This is a genomic window from Sphingobium sp., from assembly GCF_033795625.1.
Taxonomy (GTDB): Bacteria; Pseudomonadota; Alphaproteobacteria; order Sphingomonadales; family Sphingomonadaceae; genus Sphingobium.
Map to the genome: position 1 here is coordinate 17,274 of NZ_JARYGI010000023.1, position 16,212 is coordinate 33,485.

Annotated in this window: 20 protein-coding genes and 1 tRNA gene; 2 read left to right on the plus strand and 19 right to left on the minus strand. The window is 60.7% G+C overall.

Features of this window, described 5'->3' with window-relative positions; all coding sequences use genetic code 11:
* Positions 1-14 precede the first annotated feature (14 nt).
* The 18 genes from rplE to rpsL form a co-directional block, all read right to left on the minus strand.
* On the minus strand, positions 15-593 hold the full coding sequence (gene rplE / locus QHC67_RS12250; protein WP_319294723.1) for a 50S ribosomal protein L5: 579 nt from the start codon (positions 591-593) through the stop codon (positions 15-17).
* The gene (gene rplX / locus QHC67_RS12255) at positions 586-903 is read right to left on the minus strand and encodes a 50S ribosomal protein L24 (protein ID WP_319294725.1); all 318 of its coding nucleotides are present in this window, start codon (positions 901-903) and stop codon (positions 586-588) included. Before rplX ends, rplE begins: the two co-directional genes overlap by 8 nt.
* On the minus strand, positions 903-1,271 hold the full coding sequence (rplN, locus tag QHC67_RS12260) for a 50S ribosomal protein L14 (protein WP_104953174.1): 369 nt from the start codon (positions 1,269-1,271) through the stop codon (positions 903-905). The genes rplX and rplN overlap by 1 nt, the downstream gene beginning before the upstream one ends.
* Positions 1,272-1,364: 93 nt before the next feature.
* Positions 1,365-1,628: a 30S ribosomal protein S17 gene (gene rpsQ / locus QHC67_RS12265; protein WP_104953173.1), complete on the minus strand. Its 264-nt coding sequence runs from the start codon at positions 1,626-1,628 to the stop codon at positions 1,365-1,367.
* A gap of 14 nt (positions 1,629-1,642) precedes the next feature.
* Positions 1,643-1,846, minus strand: a complete 204-nt coding sequence (rpmC, locus tag QHC67_RS12270) for a 50S ribosomal protein L29 (protein WP_319294728.1) — start codon at positions 1,844-1,846, stop codon at positions 1,643-1,645.
* 5 nt (positions 1,847-1,851) lie between these two features.
* Complete coding sequence (gene rplP, locus QHC67_RS12275; protein ID WP_127691099.1) at positions 1,852-2,283, minus strand: 50S ribosomal protein L16; 432 nt, start codon at positions 2,281-2,283, stop codon at positions 1,852-1,854.
* A gap of 16 nt (positions 2,284-2,299) precedes the next feature.
* The gene (gene rpsC / locus QHC67_RS12280; RefSeq protein WP_319294731.1) at positions 2,300-2,995 is read right to left on the minus strand and encodes a 30S ribosomal protein S3; all 696 of its coding nucleotides are present in this window, start codon (positions 2,993-2,995) and stop codon (positions 2,300-2,302) included.
* Between the two features lie 3 nt (positions 2,996-2,998).
* Positions 2,999-3,385 carry a 50S ribosomal protein L22 gene (rplV, locus tag QHC67_RS12285; protein ID WP_127691101.1) on the minus strand — a complete coding sequence of 129 codons (387 nt, stop codon included), beginning with the start codon at positions 3,383-3,385 and terminating at the stop codon, positions 2,999-3,001.
* Positions 3,385-3,660, minus strand: a complete 276-nt coding sequence (gene rpsS / locus QHC67_RS12290) for a 30S ribosomal protein S19 (protein ID WP_104953168.1) — start codon at positions 3,658-3,660, stop codon at positions 3,385-3,387. Before rpsS ends, rplV begins: the two co-directional genes overlap by 1 nt.
* A gap of 3 nt (positions 3,661-3,663) precedes the next feature.
* Positions 3,664-4,500, minus strand: a complete 837-nt coding sequence (rplB, locus tag QHC67_RS12295) for a 50S ribosomal protein L2 (RefSeq protein WP_319294734.1) — start codon at positions 4,498-4,500, stop codon at positions 3,664-3,666.
* A 10-nt stretch (positions 4,501-4,510) separates the two neighbouring features.
* Complete coding sequence (locus tag QHC67_RS12300) at positions 4,511-4,825, minus strand: 50S ribosomal protein L23 (protein WP_319294736.1); 315 nt, start codon at positions 4,823-4,825, stop codon at positions 4,511-4,513.
* Entirely contained in the window at positions 4,818-5,441 is a 624-nt protein-coding gene (rplD, locus tag QHC67_RS12305; protein ID WP_319294738.1) for a 50S ribosomal protein L4, read from the minus strand. Before rplD ends, QHC67_RS12300 begins: the two co-directional genes overlap by 8 nt.
* A 3-nt stretch (positions 5,442-5,444) precedes the next feature.
* Entirely contained in the window at positions 5,445-6,215 is a 771-nt protein-coding gene (gene rplC / locus QHC67_RS12310; protein WP_319294740.1) for a 50S ribosomal protein L3, read from the minus strand.
* Between the two features lie 187 nt (positions 6,216-6,402).
* Complete coding sequence (rpsJ, locus tag QHC67_RS12315; RefSeq protein WP_104953163.1) at positions 6,403-6,714, minus strand: 30S ribosomal protein S10; 312 nt, start codon at positions 6,712-6,714, stop codon at positions 6,403-6,405.
* 140 nt (positions 6,715-6,854) lie between these two features.
* Positions 6,855-8,045, minus strand: a complete 1,191-nt coding sequence (tuf, locus tag QHC67_RS12320; RefSeq protein WP_319294742.1) for an elongation factor Tu — start codon at positions 8,043-8,045, stop codon at positions 6,855-6,857.
* Positions 8,046-8,191: 146 nt separating this feature from the next.
* Positions 8,192-10,267, minus strand: a complete 2,076-nt coding sequence (gene fusA, locus QHC67_RS12325; RefSeq protein WP_319294744.1) for an elongation factor G — start codon at positions 10,265-10,267, stop codon at positions 8,192-8,194.
* 213 nt (positions 10,268-10,480) lie between these two features.
* A complete protein-coding gene (rpsG, locus tag QHC67_RS12330; RefSeq protein WP_127691108.1) occupies positions 10,481-10,951 on the minus strand; it encodes a 30S ribosomal protein S7 in 471 nt (156 codons plus the stop codon).
* Between the two features lie 14 nt (positions 10,952-10,965).
* Positions 10,966-11,337, minus strand: coding sequence for a 30S ribosomal protein S12 (gene rpsL / locus QHC67_RS12335; RefSeq protein ID WP_026002556.1), 372 nt, complete (start codon positions 11,335-11,337; stop codon positions 10,966-10,968).
* 304 nt (positions 11,338-11,641) lie between these two features.
* On the opposite strand from rpsL, the gene recJ reads away from it, so the two are divergent.
* Positions 11,642-13,408: a single-stranded-DNA-specific exonuclease RecJ gene (gene recJ / locus QHC67_RS12340; protein WP_319294789.1), complete on the plus strand. Its 1,767-nt coding sequence runs from the start codon at positions 11,642-11,644 to the stop codon at positions 13,406-13,408.
* A gap of 129 nt (positions 13,409-13,537) precedes the next feature.
* Positions 13,538-13,612: transfer RNA gene (locus QHC67_RS12345), tRNA-Glu, on the plus strand.
* Between the two features lie 928 nt (positions 13,613-14,540).
* On the opposite strand, the gene QHC67_RS12350 is transcribed toward QHC67_RS12345, so the two are convergent.
* Positions 14,541-16,166: an AMP-binding protein gene (locus QHC67_RS12350; protein WP_319294747.1), complete on the minus strand. Its 1,626-nt coding sequence runs from the start codon at positions 16,164-16,166 to the stop codon at positions 14,541-14,543.
* Positions 16,167-16,212: the final 46 nt, after the last annotated feature.

The following is a 16,212-nucleotide window of genomic DNA, read 5'->3' on the forward strand; positions in this document are numbered from 1 at the left end:
TCTGGCAGGTCCGCTCACGCGGCCTGCTTTGCCTCTTCAACCGGGAACGGGAAACCGAACAGGCGCAGCAGCTCGCGCGCCTCGTCGTCCGTCTTCGCGGTCGTGGTGACGATAATGTCCATGCCGCGCACCTTTTCGATGCGGTCATAGTTGATTTCCGGGAAAATGATCTGTTCCTTGATCCCGAAGGCATAGTTGCCACGGCCATCGAAGGACTTGGGATTCAGACCACGGAAATCGCGGATACGGGGCATGGCGATCGTGACCATGCGGTCCAGGAATTCGTACATGCGCTCACGGCGAAGCGTTACCTTCGCGCCGATCGGCATGCCTTCGCGCAGCTTGAACTGGGCGATCGACTTCTTGGCCTTCGTGATGACCGGCTTCTGACCGGCGATCAACTCCATTTCCTCAGCGGCGGCAGTGACCTTCTTCTTGTCCTGAGTCGCTTCGCCCACACCCATGTTCAGAACGATCTTCTCGATCTTCGGAACTTCCATGTGGTTCTTGTAGCCGAACTTCTCGGTCATCGCCTTGACGATCGTCTCGTCATAGAGCGACCGCATACGCGGCGTGTACTTCTCATCAGCCATCGATGCTCTCCCCGGACTTCACGGCCACGCGGACCTTCTTGCCGTCCTTGGTTTCGAAGCGAATGCGGGTCGGCTTGTTGTCCGGTCCGGCAATCGCAACGTTGGAAATGTGCAGCGGCGCAGGCTTACGATCGATCCCGCCCTGCGGGTTCGTCTGGTCGGCCTTGCGGTGACGCGCATGCACGTTGATGCCTTCCACCAGGACCTTGTCGTCCTTCGGGAACATCTGCAGGACGGTGCCGGTGCGGCCCTTGTCCTTACCGGCAAGCACGACGACCTTGTCGCCCTTCTTGATACGTGCAGCGCTCATTACAGCACCTCGGGAGCAAGGCTGATGATCTTCATGTGCTTGCGCGCACGCAGCTCACGGACCACGGGGCCAAAGATACGCGTGCCGATCGGCTCCTCGTTCTTGTTGACGAGCACGGCGGCGTTACCGTCGAAGCGGATTACCGAACCGTCTGCACGGCGGATGTCCTTCGCGGTACGCACGATGACGGCACGATGCACGTCACCCTTCTTCACGCGGCCGCGCGGGGTGGCTTCCTTCACGGAGACGACGATGATGTCGCCCACGCTCGCGAAGCGCCGCTTCGAGCCGCCAAGCACCTTGATGCACTGAACGCGCTTGGCGCCGCTGTTGTCGGCAACCTCAAGATTTGACTGCATCTGGATCATGGATCCGGTTCCTTCTTACTTGGCTTTCCGGGGCTTCGTCAAAGACTGGATTAGTCTGGGACTGGACCTCGGGAGTTCCGTGTTCGTGTCAGCTCAGGAAGCGACTTCGGGCGACTTGTGCGTGTCTACCCGCTCGATGACCTTCCAGGTCTTCAGCTTCGAGATCGGCGCCGTCTCCTCGATGCGAACCGTCTCACCTTCGTGATAGGCATTCGCTTCGTCATGAGCGTGATACTTCTTCGAGCGGCGGATGATCTTGCCATAGAGCGGGTGCTTAACCTTGCGCTCTACGCGGACCACTACCGTCTTGTCGGTCTTGTCGGAAACGATCGTTCCCGTAAGCACGCGCTTGGGCATGATGCGTTCCTTCCTTACTTGGCCGCTGCACGGGCGCGTTCGCCCTGCAACGTCATGATCTGTGCGATCGAGCGACGAACGACCTTCACCCGACTGGGCTTTTCCAGCTGGTTCGTCGCGGCCTGAAAGCGCAGGTTGAACTGCTCGCGCTTCAGGTTGCCAAGCTCGGTCGAAAGCTCGTCGTCGGACTTGGTCTTGAGGTCAGCTACGTTTGCCATGTCCTCTAAGCTCCCAGATGCGAGGTGTCGCCGAGACGGGCAACGACCTTGGTCTTGATGGGCAGCTTCATCGCAGCGCGCGAGAAAGCTTCGGCCGCGAGCGGGCCGGGAACGCCGTCCAGCTCGAACAGGATGCGGCCCGGCTTCACCCGTGCTGCCCAATATTCAATCGAACCCTTGCCCTTGCCCTGGCGGACTTCGGCAGGCTTCTTCGACACCGGAACGTCGGGGAATATGCGGATCCACAAACGGCCCTGACGGCGGATGTGACGCGTGATCGCACGACGGGCGGCTTCGATCTGACGCGCGGTCAGACGATCCGGCTCCATTGCCTTCAGGCCATAGGAGCCAAAGTTCAAGTCGGTGCCACCCTTGGCCTCGCCCTTGATCCGGCCCTTGAAAGCCTTGCGAAACTTCATTTTCTTCGGTTGCAGCATGATGCGTCTACCCTATTCAGCGCGCCGGGCGCACACCGGAGGTCTGAGCCTCCAGCATAAGCCGGTCGGTCGCCATCGGATCATGGCCAAGGATCTCGCCCTTGAAGATCCACACCTTCACGCCGCACACGCCATAGGCGGTGTGTGCCGTCGCTTCGGCATAGTCGACGTTACCGCGTAGCGTATGCAACGGCACGCGGCCTTCGCGATACCATTCGACGCGCGCGATTTCCGCGCCGCCCAGACGACCGCCGCAGGTGATCTTGATGCCTTCGGCACCCAGACGCAGCGCCGACTGAACCGCACGCTTCATGGCGCGGCGGAAAGCGATACGACGCTCAAGCTGATCGGCGACGCCCTGTGCAACCAGGCGGCTGTCGATTTCCGGCTTGCGGATTTCGACGATGTTCAGGCTGACGTCCGAAGTCGTGAACTCACCCAGCTTCTTGCGAAGCTTCTCGATGTCCGCGCCCTTCTTGCCGATGATGACGCCAGGACGCGCGGCATAAATCGACACGCGGCACAGCTTGGCCGGACGCTCGATCACCACCTTCGAGATCGCAGCCTGGGGCAGCGTCTTGAAGATGAATGCGCGGATCTTGATGTCTTCCAACAGGAGACGGCCATAGTCCGCGCCTTCGGCGTACCAGCGGCTGTCCCAGGTGCGGTTGATCTGCAGACGCAGACCGATCGGATTGCTCTTGTGACCCATGACTTACGCCTCTGCCTCTTCTGCCTGTTCGCGCACCACGATGCGGACGCGGCTGAACGGCTTCAGGATACGGGTGGACTTGCCACGACCGCGGGTGTGGAACCGCTTCATCGTCAGCGCCTTGCCGACCGATGCCTCGGCAACGACCAGCGCGTCGACGTCAAGATTGTGATTGTTCTCGGCGTTCGCGATGGCCGAAGCCAGCACCTTTCGTACGTCGACGGCCATTGCCTTGGTCGAGAAGGCAAGGACGTTCATCGCGTCCTCTACCTTGCGACCGCGGATCAGCGCGGCAACGAGGTTCAGCTTCTGGGCCGACCCACGAATGGTGGTGCCCACAGCCAGAGCCTCATTGTCGGCAACCCGACGAGGGGACTTTTCCTTGCCCATTAGCGCTTGCCCTTCTTGTCGGCAGCGTGACCGGGGAAGTAGCGCGTCGGCGCGAATTCACCCAGTTTGTGACCGACCATTTCCTCGTTCACCGAAACGGGAACGTGCTTGCGGCCATTGTAGACGTTGAACGTCAGGCCAACGAACTGCGGCAGGATCGTGGAACGGCGCGACCAAGTTTTGATCGGCGCGCGCGCGTTGGTTTCCTGTGCGGTTTCTGCCTTCTTCAGAAGGCTGAGGTCCACGAACGGACCTTTCCAGACGGAACGAGCCATCGCTTACCTCTTCTTCTTGGCGTGACGTGACCGGATGATCATGTTGTCGGTCGACTTGTTGTGACGAGTGCGCGCACCCTTGGTCGGCTTGCCCCAGGGCGTCACGGGATGACGACCACCGGAGGTACGGCCTTCACCACCACCATGTGGATGGTCGACCGGGTTCTTCGCAACGCCGCGTGTCAGCGGACGCTTGCCGAGCCAGCGGTTACGACCGGCCTTTGCAAGGTTGGTGTTCGCATTGTCGGGGTTCGACACGGCGCCCACGGTGCCCATGCATTCTGCGCGGATGTAGCGCTGTTCGCCCGAATTCAGGCGGACCATCACCATGCCGCGATCGCGACCGACCAGCTGAGCGTACGTACCAGCGGAGCGTGCAAGCTGACCGCCCTTGCCCGGTTTCATCTCCACATTATGGAAGATGGTGCCGACCGGCATCTGGCCGAGTTCCATCGCGTTGCCAGGCTTCACGTCGGTTTTCTTCGCGGCGATCACCTTGTCGCCAGGCGCAAGGCGCTGGGGAGCCAAGATGTACGACTGCTCGCCATCGGGATAGCTGATCAGCGCAATGAACGCGGTGCGGTTGGGGTCATATTCCAGACGCTCGACGGTACCTTCGACGTCCCACTTGCGACGCTTGAAGTCGATCAGGCGATAGCGCTGCTTGTGACCGCCCGCGATACCACGCGAGGTCACATGACCCTTGTTGTTGCGGCCACCCGTCTTGTGCTTGCCTTCGGTAAGCGCCTTGACCGGCTTGCCCTTGTGCAGCGCAGACCGATCGACGAGGATCAGGCCGCGGCGTGCGGGGCTGGTCGGATTATAATGCTTGAGTGCCATCTATCCCGCCTCAAATACCGGTGGTGACGTCAATGGACTGGCCTTCGGCCAGCGTGACGATCGCCTTCTTGAAATCGGAACGCTTATAGGGCTTGCCCTTCCAGCGCTTCACCTTGCCCTTTTGGACGATGGTGTTCACGGCCTTCACCGTGACGCCGAACAGCGCTTCGATGGCAGCCTTGATCTCCGGCTTGGAGGCGTCGTTGGCGACCTTGAAGACAACCGCGTTGTTCTCGGACAACAGAGTAGCCTTTTCAGTGATGTGCGGCGCGACGACCACGTCATAGTGACGGTTGTCGACGACTTTTTCAGGCTTTTTAGCCATTGAAACGGGCCTCCAGCTTTTCGACGGCTGCGCGCGTCAGCACCAGCGAGTCGGCACGAAGAATGTCGTAAACATTGGCGCCCACGGCGGGGAGCACATTGATGCCGACGATGTTGGACGAAGCGCGAGCGAAGCTGACGTTAATCGCGTCGCCGTCGATGAACAGCGCCTTGCCAAGACCGAGACCAGCGAGCTTGCCCACCAGTTCCTGCGTCTTGCCATCCTTGACGTCCAGATTGTCGAGGACGGTCAGCGTTCCGGCTTTCGCCTTGGCCGACAGCGCCATCTTCAGCCCCAGCGCGCGAACCTTCTTGTTCAGCGAGGGATTGAAGTCACGGACGCGAGGACCATGGGCCTTGCCGCCGCCAATAAAGATCGGAGCCGCACGATCGCCGTGGCGAGCAGTACCGCCGCCCTTCTGGCGACCGAATTTCTTGCCCGTGCGCGACACGTCCGAACGCTCACGCGCTCCACGAGCCGTACCGCGGCGCTTCTCAAGCTGCCAGGTGACGACGCGATGCAGAATGTCGGCGCGCGGCTCAAGACCGAACACTTCGTCATTCAGATCGATATCGCCAGCAGCTGCCGCGTCGAGGGTCTGTACATTGACCTTCATGGTTTAGCCCTCCTGGCCTTCAGTAGCTTCCGGCGCCACTGCGTCTTCGGCCGGGGTGTTCGCGGGAGCCTCTGAGTCTTCAATGGCGTTGCTGTTTGCAGCCTGCTTGAGGCTCGCGGGGTAAGGCACTTCGGCAGGACGGGGCACTTTTACCGCGTCCTTGACCGTGAGCCAGGTGCCCTTGGCGCCTGGAACGCTGCCCTTGACGAACAGAAGGCCGCGCTCGACGTCCGTACGCACGACTTCCAGGTTCTGCTGGGTGCGCTCGCGGTCGCCCATATGGCCAGCCATCTTCTTGTTCTTGAACACGCGGCCCGGATCCTGACGATTACCCGTCGAACCATGGGCACGGTGAGAGATCGAAACACCATGAGTCGCACGCATACCGCCGAAACCCCAGCGCTTCATCGCACCGGCAAAGCCCTTGCCCTGTGTGTGGCCACTGACATCGACGAGCTGACCCGCGATGAAATGGTCCGCGGAGATTTCCGAACCGACATCGAGGAGCGCATCCTCGGCGACACGAAATTCATGCACGCGCGCCTTGGGCTCGACTTCCGCCTTCGCGAAGTGACCCCGCTGCGGCTTGGCAACATTCTTTGCCTTGGCGACGCCAGCGCCAAGCTGAACGGCAATGTAGCCGTCACGATCTGTTTCGCGGCGAGCGATGACCTGATTGCCTTCGAGGCTCAGGACAGTGACCGGCACATGGCGGCCATCATCCTGGAACAGGCGGGTCATCCCCACTTTTTTCGCGATCACGCCAGTGCGCATGATCCATACTCCCAATAGAGGCCCGCCGGGATGGCGGGCGTATCCAACGAAAAGACCCCGCAGGATTTCTCCTGTGGGGCCAACCCGAAACTAATGATCACCCCGTCCGGGTTGGATGCTCCCACAAAAGCAGGAGCGACGGGGGACCAGGACCGCAGCAAAGCTGCGCGGTATCCCTTAAGCGCTCTTAAGCGAGCTTAATCTCGACGTTCACGCCGGCAGCCAGATCGAGCTTCATCAGCGCGTCGACCGTTTGCGGCGTCGGCTGCACAATGTCAAGCATCCGCTTGTAAGTACGAACCTCAAACTGCTCACGCGACTTCTTGTCGACGTGAGGACCGCGGTTCACCGTAAACTTCTCGATGCGCGTCGGCAACGGAATGGGACCGCGGATAAGCGCACCCGTACGGCGCGCGGTATCTGCAATATCGCCAGTGGCCTGATCCAAAACACGATGATCAAAAGCCTTCAGGCGAATGCGAATATTCTGCGTATCCATGTCCGTTATACCGATGCGAAAGAGCCAAAAACAAAATCGCCCCAGTTGATCCTCTAGCTGTTACGCCGGCGAGGACCGGTCCGAGGCGATGAAATCAGGAACCGCGCGAATCACCAGACCCGCGCGGTTCGCTGCCTATATTACTTAGTGATCGTGCCGACAACCCCTGCGCCGACGGTACGACCGCCTTCACGAATTGCGAAGCGCAGACCGGCGTCCATCGCAATTGGCGCGATGAGCTTGACGCCCAGCTTCACGTTGTCGCCCGGCATCACCATTTCGGTGCCCTCGGGAAGAACCACTTCGCCGGTCACGTCCGTGGTGCGGAAGTAGAACTGCGGACGATAGTTGGCGAAGAACGGCGTATGACGGCCACCCTCTTCCTTCGAAAGGACATAGACTTCCGCGTCAAAGTCAGTGTGCGGCTTGATCGTGCCGGGCTTGCACAGCACCTGGCCGCGCTCGACTTCTTCACGACCAACGCCACGGATCAGCGCGCCGATGTTGTCGCCTGCACGACCTTCGTCGAGCAGCTTGCGGAACATTTCAACGCCGGTGACGACGGTCTTCTTGGTATCCTTGATGCCGACGATCTCGACTTCTTCACCAACCTTGACGATGCCGGTTTCGACGCGGCCAGTCACAACGGTACCACGACCCGAGATCGAGAACACGTCTTCGATTGGCATCAGGAACGGACGGTCGACCGGACGCTCGGGCTGCGGAATGAACTCGTCGACAGCGGTCATCAGCTTCAGGATGGCGTCGTGGCCGATTTCCGGAGTCTTGTCCTGCAGGGCAGCGACGGCCGAACCAGGAATGATAGGAATGTTGTCGCCATCGAAATCGTAGCTGCTGAGCAGTTCGCGGATTTCCAGCTCGACCAGCTCGAGGATTTCAGCATCGTCGACCAGATCGACCTTGTTCATGAACACGACGAGCTGGGGAACGCCAACCTGACGGGCAAGCAGGATGTGCTCGCGAGTCTGGGGCATCGGGCCGTCGGTCGCGGAAACGACGAGAATCGCGCCGTCCATCTGCGCCGCACCGGTAATCATGTTCTTCACATAGTCAGCGTGGCCGGGGCAGTCGACGTGGGCGTAGTGGCGCGCTTCGGTTTCATACTCGACGTGCGCGGTCGAAATGGTGATGCCGCGCTCGCGCTCTTCGGGCGCCTTGTCGATGTTGTCATAGCTGGTGAAGGTAGCGCCGCCGGTTTCGGCCAGCACCTTCGTGATCGCTGCGGTCAGCGAGGTCTTGCCATGGTCAACGTGACCGATGGTGCCGATGTTGCAGTGCGGCTTCGTCCGCTCAAACTTAGCTTTCGCCATTTCTCTCTACCTTCTTGTCCAAATAGCTTGGGTCTGACCGCTTGGGCGCGCGCCGGCTTCCCTGTGCGAAGGCGCGTCCATAGCAGTATATTTACAGATTGCCAGCCCCGACGATCCGGAATTTCGGATCGTCGGGGCAAATTTTATCAGGCGAGCTTCGCCTTGACTTCATCGGCCACGTTCTGCGGCACTTCTTCGTAATGCGAGAACTGCATCGTGTACTGCGCGCGCCCCTGCGTGAAGGAACGAAGCTGGTTCACGTAGCCGAACATGTTGGCGAGAGGCACCACGGCTTCGACGACCTGGGCATTGCCCCGGCTGTCGGTGCCCTGGATCTGACCACGGCGGCTGTTGATGTCGCCGATGACGTCGCCAAGATAATCTTCCGGCGTCACGACCTCGACCTTCATGATGGGCTCAAGCAGCTTTATGCCTGCCTTCTGCGCCGCTTCGCGCATTGCGCCACGGGCACAGATTTCGAACGCCAGCGCCGAAGAGTCGACGTCATGATAAGCGCCGTCATACAGGGTTGCGGTGAAATCGATGATCGGGAAGCCGATCAACGAACCCGTCGCCGCGATTTCGCGAATGCCCTTCTCGACAGAGGGGATATATTCCTTGGGAATATTGCCGCCCTTGATCTCGTCGTTGAAGATCACGCCCTGACCGCGTTCGCCCGGTTCGACCGTGAACTTGATGCGGCCGAACTGACCCGAGCCACCCGACTGCTTCTTATGCGTGTAGTCGACGTCCACCTTCTTCGCGAGATATTCGCGATAGGCCACCTGCGGCGCACCGACGTTCGCCTCGACCTTGAACTCACGCTTCATGCGGTCGACTAGAATTTCGAGGTGAAGCTCACCCATGCCCTTGATGATCGTCTGGCCGCTTTCATTGTCCGAAGACACGCGGAAGGACGGATCTTCGCGAGCCAGGCGATTGAGCGCGACGCCCATCTTCTCCTGGTCGGCCTTGGTCTTGGGTTCCACCGACAGTTCGATGACCGGCTCGGGGAATTCCATGCGCTCAAGAATAATCGGAGCGCTGGATGCGCAGAGCGTGTCGCCCGTGGTCGTTTCCTTGAGGCCCGCGAGCGCGACGATGTCGCCTGCATAAGCTTCCTGGATGTCTTCGCGGCTGTTGGCGTGCATCAGCAGCATGCGGCCGACCTTCTCCTTCTTGTCCTTCACCGAGTTGGTGACGGACGAAGCGGTTTCCAGCTTGCCGGAATAGATGCGGGCAAAGGTCAGAGTGCCGACGAATGGATCGTTCATGATCTTGAACGCCAGTGCCGAGAACGGCGCGTCGTCGGAAGGCGCACGCGTGTCCTTGGTTTCGCCATCCAGCTTCAGGCCTTCGACCGGAGGGATGTCCAACGGGCTGGGCAGATAGTCAACAACGGCGTCGAGCAACGGCTGAACGCCCTTGTTCTTGAACGCGGAGCCGCAGAGCACGGGCACGAACGAGAAGTTCAGCGTACCCTTGCGAATCAGCTTGGTCAGCACTTCCGGCTCGGGCACATTGCCTTCCAGATAGGCTTCCATCACGTCATCGTCCTGCTCGACGGCCATTTCGATCAGTTCGGAACGCGCCGCAGCGGCTGCGTCCTTAAGGTCATCGGGAATGTCGGTGTAGTCGAACTTCGCACCCAGGCTTTCGTCCTGCCAGATGATCGCGCGGTCGCGAACCAGATCGACCAGGCCCTTGAAACCGCCTTCGATACCGATCGGGAGATACAGGACCATCGGACGCGCGCCCAGGCGGTCCTTGATCATTTCGACGCAACGCTCGAAGTTCGCGCCGGTACGGTCCAGCTTGTTGACGAAGCACATGCGGGGCACGTGATACTTCTCGGCCTGACGCCACACGGTTTCGGACTGCGGCTCGACACCTGCAACGCCGTCGAAACATGCGACCGCGCCGTCGAGCACGCGCAGTGAACGCTCGACTTCGATGGTAAAGTCGACGTGGCCGGGAGTGTCGATGATGTTGATGCGATGATCGTTCCAGAAACACGTCGTCGCAGCGGACGTGATCGTGATCCCGCGCTCCTGCTCCTGCTCCATCCAGTCCATCGTGGCGGCGCCGTCATGGACTTCGCCGATCTTGTAGGACTTGCCGGTGTAATACAGGATGCGCTCGGTCGTCGTCGTCTTGCCGGCGTCGATGTGCGCCATGATGCCGATGTTGCGGTACTTGTCGAGCGGATGGCTGCGGGCCATGATCTTTACTCCGTTGCCGATGAGCGGCGGGGTCAAAATTGAAACTTCTGCTCCGTCCGGCCCTTCGACGCGCTCAGGAGAGCGAAGTTGAGACCTTCTCCCGAACGAAGCGAAGCCTTCGCTCCGCCCAGGCGAGCCCTTCGACAATCTCAGGGCGAACGGTAATCATAGAGGGCGAGGCAGATCTGGTCCGCCTCGCCCCTTTTATAGTGTTTACCAGCGATAATGCGAGAAGGCGCGGTTGGCTTCGGCCATCCGGTGCGTGTCTTCACGCTTCTTCACGGCATTGCCCCGGTTGTTGGCCGCGTCCAGCAGCTCACCCGAAAGGCGCGCTGCCATCGTGGTTTCGCTGCGGTTGCGCGCGGCTGTGATGAGCCAGCGAATCGCCAGCGCCTGAGCACGCTCGGGACGCACTTCGACGGGAACCTGGTAGGTCGCACCACCGACGCGGCGGCTGCGGACTTCGATGCCGGGCTTCACATTGTTCAATGCGTCATGGAACATTGCGATGGGGTCCTTCTTGGCTTTCGCCTCGACGGTTTCCAGCGCGCCATAGACGATGCCTTCGGCGACGGCTTTCTTGCCGTCTTCCATGACACTGTTCATGAACTTGGAGAGGATCTGATCGCCATATTTGGGATCGGGAAGGATGATGCGCTTTTCTGGGCGACGACGACGTGACATGTTTTCAGTCTCCCTTACTTAGGACGCTTCGCGCCGTACTTCGAACGGCTCTGCTTACGATCCTTGACACCCTGGGTATCGAGGACGCCGCGCAGCACATGGTAACGCACGCCGGGAAGATCGCGCACACGACCGCCGCGGATCAGCACGACGCTGTGCTCCTGAAGGTTATGGCCTTCACCGGGGATGTACGTGATGACTTCGCGCTGGTTGACCAGGCGAACCTTGGCCACCTTACGGAGCGCCGAGTTCGGCTTCTTCGGAGTCGTCGTGTAAACGCGTGTGCAAACGCCGCGCTTTTGCGGGTTCGCATCCATCGCAGGGACCTTCGACTTGGCCTTCTGCGGTTCGCGGCCCTTGCGGACCAACTGGTTAATTGTTGGCATGAAGCCCTTCACCTTTTCAAAGTTACTCTGCCGACCTGCCTCATGCATGTTGTAGCTGTTTCCAACGACAATGGCCCCGGCGGTCGTAAGACCCCTGGAGCCGCAAGAGCATCCGGCAATGTTCAGCTCTGTATTTCCCGCCCAAGGATGACAGCGGGAGAAGCGAATCTCTCACCGAAGGCCTTTGGACAGGGGCGCCCTATATGGCAGAGCGCAGAATGGGTCAACCCGCTGGCCACACGCTTTGACCACGATTGCCTGCGCTCTTTCGCTGCCCCGGCTCAAGGGCTAGAGCGGGGCGATGATCACCCCTGCCCTCAATATCACGCGTTCCATTCTAGGGCAGCCCTGGCACTGGCGCGGCAATGGCACGGACGGGCGCGACGCCGGGTTCATGCCGGACGATCTGGTAACGCAACTGCTCCTCGCTCGCGGGTGCTTGCGTGAGGATGTGGACATGCACCGCACGCCGACGATCCGCGCGTTCATGCCGGACCCCAGCATTTTCCAGGACATGGATCGCGCCGCCGGACGGCTGGCCGACGCAGTGCAGGCGGGTGAGACGGTCACGATCTTCGGTGATTACGACGTGGATGGCGCGACCAGCGCTGCGCTTCTCATCCGGCTGTTGCGGGACCTCGGCCTTGTAGCACGCGCCTATATTCCGGACCGGCTGATGGAAGGATATGGCCCTTCCGGCGAGGCGCTGGTCCGCCTCGGTGCAGAGGGTTCCTCCTTGATCGTCACGGTGGACTGCGGTGCGCAGGCTTTCGAGGCGCTGGCTATGGCGCGCGACGCCGGGGTGGATGTGATCGTCGTAGATCATCACAAGTGCGCTAGCGCCCTCCCCCTCGCCCACTCGCTGGTCAATCCGAACCGGCTGGATGAAAGCCCGGAGGGCGCCGCCTTCGGGCATCTTGCCGCGGTCGGCATGGCCTTTCTGCTCGGCGCGGCGCTGATCCGTACCTTGCGGGTCCGCGGCTGGTTCGCACAGCGGCCGGAACCCAGGCTGATCGAACTTCTCGATATCGTCGCCTTAGGCACCGTCGCCGATGTCGCCCAGTTGCGCGGGCTCAATCGCGCCTTCGTGGCGCAAGGCCTGAAGGTGATGGCGCAGCGGCGCAACATCGGCCTCTCCGCGCTGATGGAAGCGAGTCGGCTGACCCGTGCGCCTCTGTGTCACGATCTCGGCTTTGCACTCGGCCCGCGCATCAACGCAGGCGGCCGCGTCGGAAAGTCCGATCTTGGCGTGCGCTTGCTGACCACCGAGGACCCCCAGGAAGCATTCGCGATCGCAGCGGAACTCGACCGGCTTAACGAAGAGCGCCGCTCCATAGAAGGCGATGTCCAGTCGCAGGCCGAAGGCTTGTCCGCCGCGCAACATAACCGCGCGGTTGCCGTTATCGCCGGCGAAGGCTGGCATCCGGGCGTGATCGGAATCGTCGCCGGACGACTGAAGGAAAAATTGGGCCGTCCTGCTATCGTCATTGCGCTCGACGGAAATGGTGTCGGCAAAGGATCGGGCCGGTCGATCAGCGGGGTCGATCTTGGTGCGGCAGTGCTGGCGGCAAAGGATAGCGGACTGCTCGTGGCGGGCGGCGGGCATGCGATGGCGGCGGGCCTCACCGTGGCAAAAGGCGCGCTCGACGCTCTGATCGACTTCCTCGATGCGCGCCTATCCGAAGACGTAGCCCGCGCCATGGGAGCAAAGTCCCTCCTGATCGACGCGGTTCTGAGCCCGGCGGCCGTAAACCCCGCCTTCGTGGCGGCCGTGGATCAGGGAGGCCCCTATGGAACGGGGTGGCCAGCGCCGCGCATCGCAACTGGCCCGGTCCGCGTGATCAAGGCTCACATCGTTGGCACCAATCATGTGCGCGCAGTGGTGGCGGGCGACGACGGCAAATCTATCAAGACCGTGGCTTTCCGGCAGGCGGAGACGGACCTTGGCCGCGCAATCCTCGGCGCGCCGCGTGACCGGCGGCTCTGGCTTGCCGGCAGGGCCAAGGTAGATGACTGGAACGGCGGCTCCACCGCTGAACTACATCTGGAGGACGCCGCCTGGTCAGATTGATGGCAGCGGGATCAACCAATTAGCCGTGAAGCACGACAAACCGCTTTATCGCGGGTTTTGGGGTTGACCGGTAAAAACGAAAACCCTAATGCCGCTTTCGCTTCTGGCGCCGCTCTCCGGTTGCCCGTTGGCCCCATCGTCTAGCGGTTAGGACGCGGCCCTTTCACGGCTGAAACACGGGTTCGATTCCCGTTGGGGTCACCATGCCTCCCTATTCCGGGGAGTTCTTATGTTTTTCAGATACTTGCCGGTTCCGGCCACAAATCGCGCCCTTTGCGTCGTCCCGAACCTTCGCCATCCGGTTGAAACCAAATGATTTTCCTGACCACTTTCGTTTGAGTCCTGTCCGGTGCTCGGCACCCTGGCGATCCCCACCACCTCGCCGCATGCCGACAGCTCCTTCTCTGGCTCTGTAGGCCAAGCTCGCTCTCCGAACACCAAGGCAACTGACGCCGCTTGCGCTAGCTCAAGTCTGATCTTGGGCTGAATCACCTTCATTGCCTCTTGTTCGACCACCGCTTTCAAATGCTGATTCGCAGCTATTCGTTTCCATGTAAGTAATGTGCATAATTCCCAAGCACCTCACAACAGGCGGGGCAATGAAGTGCCGCTTCGGTGTAAATTAGCGCAAATGGGCACGAAATGAACAAAGCGGCATTATAGTGCCGCTTTACTTCTATTTTTCGCACCTAGTTCAACTCTAAGTGCTACTCGGTGACACCATAATGCTCGGGGCACATAGGGTTGCCCAATGAACGTTGGAGTTACTCAAGTTGGCTGCCGGATTGGTGAGTGCAGACAGGTCAGCGAGGCAGAAATATCATTGTGTGCTTCTCTCACTGGCCTTGTAGAATTCGTCTCCATGGGTTTGACGAGATTCGAAGCGCCAGCCACCGGCGGAAGCCGCCAACAGAGCCGCCGTCGAGGCTCAAGCTGAAGCCTTCAAAACTTGCCCTGCGTTCATCGATCAATGGGTGCACCTGAGTGGCTTGGTCTGGGACGAAACCGTCGTTCGTGGTTGAGCTTGCGAAGGTCGGGTTTCAGATGAACCCGTCAATCGCCACCTTGGATGATTCTTCCGAGCGTGAGCGGGTTTGATCGATGTTGTCAAAACAAGCCCACAAGGCGAGTTTTAAGACGAAGGTTCGGATTGCACTTCGTCGGCCCTCTTCCGCAAAACGTTCTTCTGGACCTTTCCCGTTGCTGTCTTCGGGATCTCGGAGAACACAATCATTTTGGGAACCTTGAAGGCGGCCAACCTCGAACGGCAGAATGCGATGATCTGGTCGGCACTCGTATTCGGGTCCACCTTCAGATGAACGAACGCGCATGGGACCTCGCCCCAATTGTCGTCCCGACGCGCTACCACGGCCGCTTCGAGAACGCTTGGGTGCTCCAGCAGCACCGACTCGACTTCGACCGAGCTGATGTTTTCTCCACCAGAGATAATGATGTCCTTGGCGCGATCCCGTATCTCAACATATCCGTCGGTGTGCTTTACCGCGAGGTCGCCGGAATGAAACCAATCTCCCGAGAAAGCCGCGTCCGTCGCGGCGGCATTCCCCAGATAGCCCTTCATGACGATGTTTCCGCGGATCATGATCTCACCGATCGTCGTACCGTCCGCGGGTACGGGCTCCATAGACACAGGGTCGAGTATGTCGGCGGCCTCCTGCAGATGGTACCGCACGCCCTGACGGGCCTTCAGGCGGGCGCGTTCGGCGAGCGAGAGATCGTCCCATTCCTCGCGCCATTCGCAGACCACGCACGGACCGTAGACTTCCGTAAGCCCGTAGGTCTGCGTGACCTCAATGCCGAGGCGTTCGGCGGCACCGATGACGTGTGCGCTGGGAGGCGCACCGGCCACCATCATGCGCAAGCCCGGTTTTATGCCCGTCAGGAGGTCAGCGGGCGCGTTCACCATTCGCGACAGAATGATCGGGGCGCCCGCGAGGTGAGTGACTCCGTGCTCTACTACCGCCGACAGGATTGCTCCGGCATCGACGCGACGAAGGCAAATGTGCGTTCCCGCGAGCGCCGTGATGGTCCAGGGGAAGCACCAGCCGTTGCAATGGAACATCGGCAGCGTCCAGAGGTAGACGGGATGCGCGCCCAAGGTCCAGGCAAGGACGTTGCCGACCGCGTTCAGGTGAGCGCCGCGATGGTGATACACGACCCCTTTCGGGTCTCCGGTCGTGCCGGATGTATAGTTCAGCGATATTGCGTCCCATTCGTCCGCGGGTTGGAGGGGAACGAATTCGGAACTTCCGGTGGCGAGGAACTCTTCGTAGGATTTGATGCCCGAGGTCTGCGCTTCGATCGTGTCATCCTCGATGACCACGAGATCGAGGCCTGATTCCATCCTGGCCGCAACGTCGAGCGCAAGGGGCAGGAACTCCGCGTCGACGAGCAGGAAACTGGAGCCGGCGTGAGTGAGCATGAAGGCGATGGTGTTGGCGTCGAGGCGTATGTTGATCGAGTGCAGCACCGCTCCCGCCATCGGCACGCCGAAATGGGCGTCCAGATGCGCCGGTACGTTCGGAGCCAGGATCGAGACCACGTCGCCCCGCTTTATGCCATGACGCTCCAGCGCTGAGGCCAAGCTCAGGCATCGCCGATACCATTGTGCGTAGGTCAGGATCTCGCGCCCGTAACGCACAGCTATGCGATCGGGGTGAACGTCCGCCGTTCGCGACAGGAGCGGGACGGGTGACAGGGGTACGTAATTGGCCGCGTTTTTCTCAAGCGTGTCGTGCATGGCAGAAGCAGTTCCTTTCCCGCACGGCGCGACTGCGGCGTGGGTT

Excerpts from the sequence above, each read along its gene's own strand:
- rplE (WP_319294723.1), bottom strand. The coding sequence starts at position 593 with ATGGCTGATGAGAAGTACACGCCGCGTATGCGGTCGCTCTATGACGAG.
- rplX (WP_319294725.1), bottom strand. The coding sequence starts at position 903 with ATGAGCGCTGCACGTATCAAGAAGGGCGACAAGGTCGTCGTGCTTGCC.
- rplN (WP_104953174.1), bottom strand. The coding sequence starts at position 1,271 with ATGATCCAGATGCAGTCAAATCTTGAGGTTGCCGACAACAGCGGCGCC.
- rpsQ (WP_104953173.1), bottom strand. The coding sequence starts at position 1,628 with ATGCCCAAGCGCGTGCTTACGGGAACGATCGTTTCCGACAAGACCGAC.
- rpmC (WP_319294728.1), bottom strand. The coding sequence starts at position 1,846 with ATGGCAAACGTAGCTGACCTCAAGACCAAGTCCGACGACGAGCTTTCG.
- rplP (WP_127691099.1), bottom strand. The coding sequence starts at position 2,283 with ATGCTGCAACCGAAGAAAATGAAGTTTCGCAAGGCTTTCAAGGGCCGG.
- rpsC (WP_319294731.1), bottom strand. The coding sequence starts at position 2,995 with ATGGGTCACAAGAGCAATCCGATCGGTCTGCGTCTGCAGATCAACCGC.
- rplV (WP_127691101.1), bottom strand. The coding sequence starts at position 3,385 with ATGGGCAAGGAAAAGTCCCCTCGTCGGGTTGCCGACAATGAGGCTCTG.
- rpsS (WP_104953168.1), bottom strand. The coding sequence starts at position 3,660 with ATGGCTCGTTCCGTCTGGAAAGGTCCGTTCGTGGACCTCAGCCTTCTG.
- rplB (WP_319294734.1), bottom strand. The coding sequence starts at position 4,500 with ATGGCACTCAAGCATTATAATCCGACCAGCCCCGCACGCCGCGGCCTG.
- QHC67_RS12300 (WP_319294736.1), bottom strand. The coding sequence starts at position 4,825 with ATGGCTAAAAAGCCTGAAAAAGTCGTCGACAACCGTCACTATGACGTG.
- rplD (WP_319294738.1), bottom strand. The coding sequence starts at position 5,441 with ATGAAGGTCAATGTACAGACCCTCGACGCGGCAGCTGCTGGCGATATC.
- rplC (WP_319294740.1), bottom strand. The coding sequence starts at position 6,215 with ATGCGCACTGGCGTGATCGCGAAAAAAGTGGGGATGACCCGCCTGTTC.
- rpsJ (WP_104953163.1), bottom strand. The coding sequence starts at position 6,714 with ATGGATACGCAGAATATTCGCATTCGCCTGAAGGCTTTTGATCATCGT.
- tuf (WP_319294742.1), bottom strand. The coding sequence starts at position 8,045 with ATGGCGAAAGCTAAGTTTGAGCGGACGAAGCCGCACTGCAACATCGGC.
- fusA (WP_319294744.1), bottom strand. The coding sequence starts at position 10,267 with ATGGCCCGCAGCCATCCGCTCGACAAGTACCGCAACATCGGCATCATG.
- rpsG (WP_127691108.1), bottom strand. The coding sequence starts at position 10,951 with ATGTCACGTCGTCGTCGCCCAGAAAAGCGCATCATCCTTCCCGATCCC.
- rpsL (WP_026002556.1), bottom strand. The coding sequence starts at position 11,337 with ATGCCAACAATTAACCAGTTGGTCCGCAAGGGCCGCGAACCGCAGAAG.
- QHC67_RS12350 (WP_319294747.1), bottom strand. The coding sequence starts at position 16,166 with ATGCACGACACGCTTGAGAAAAACGCGGCCAATTACGTACCCCTGTCA.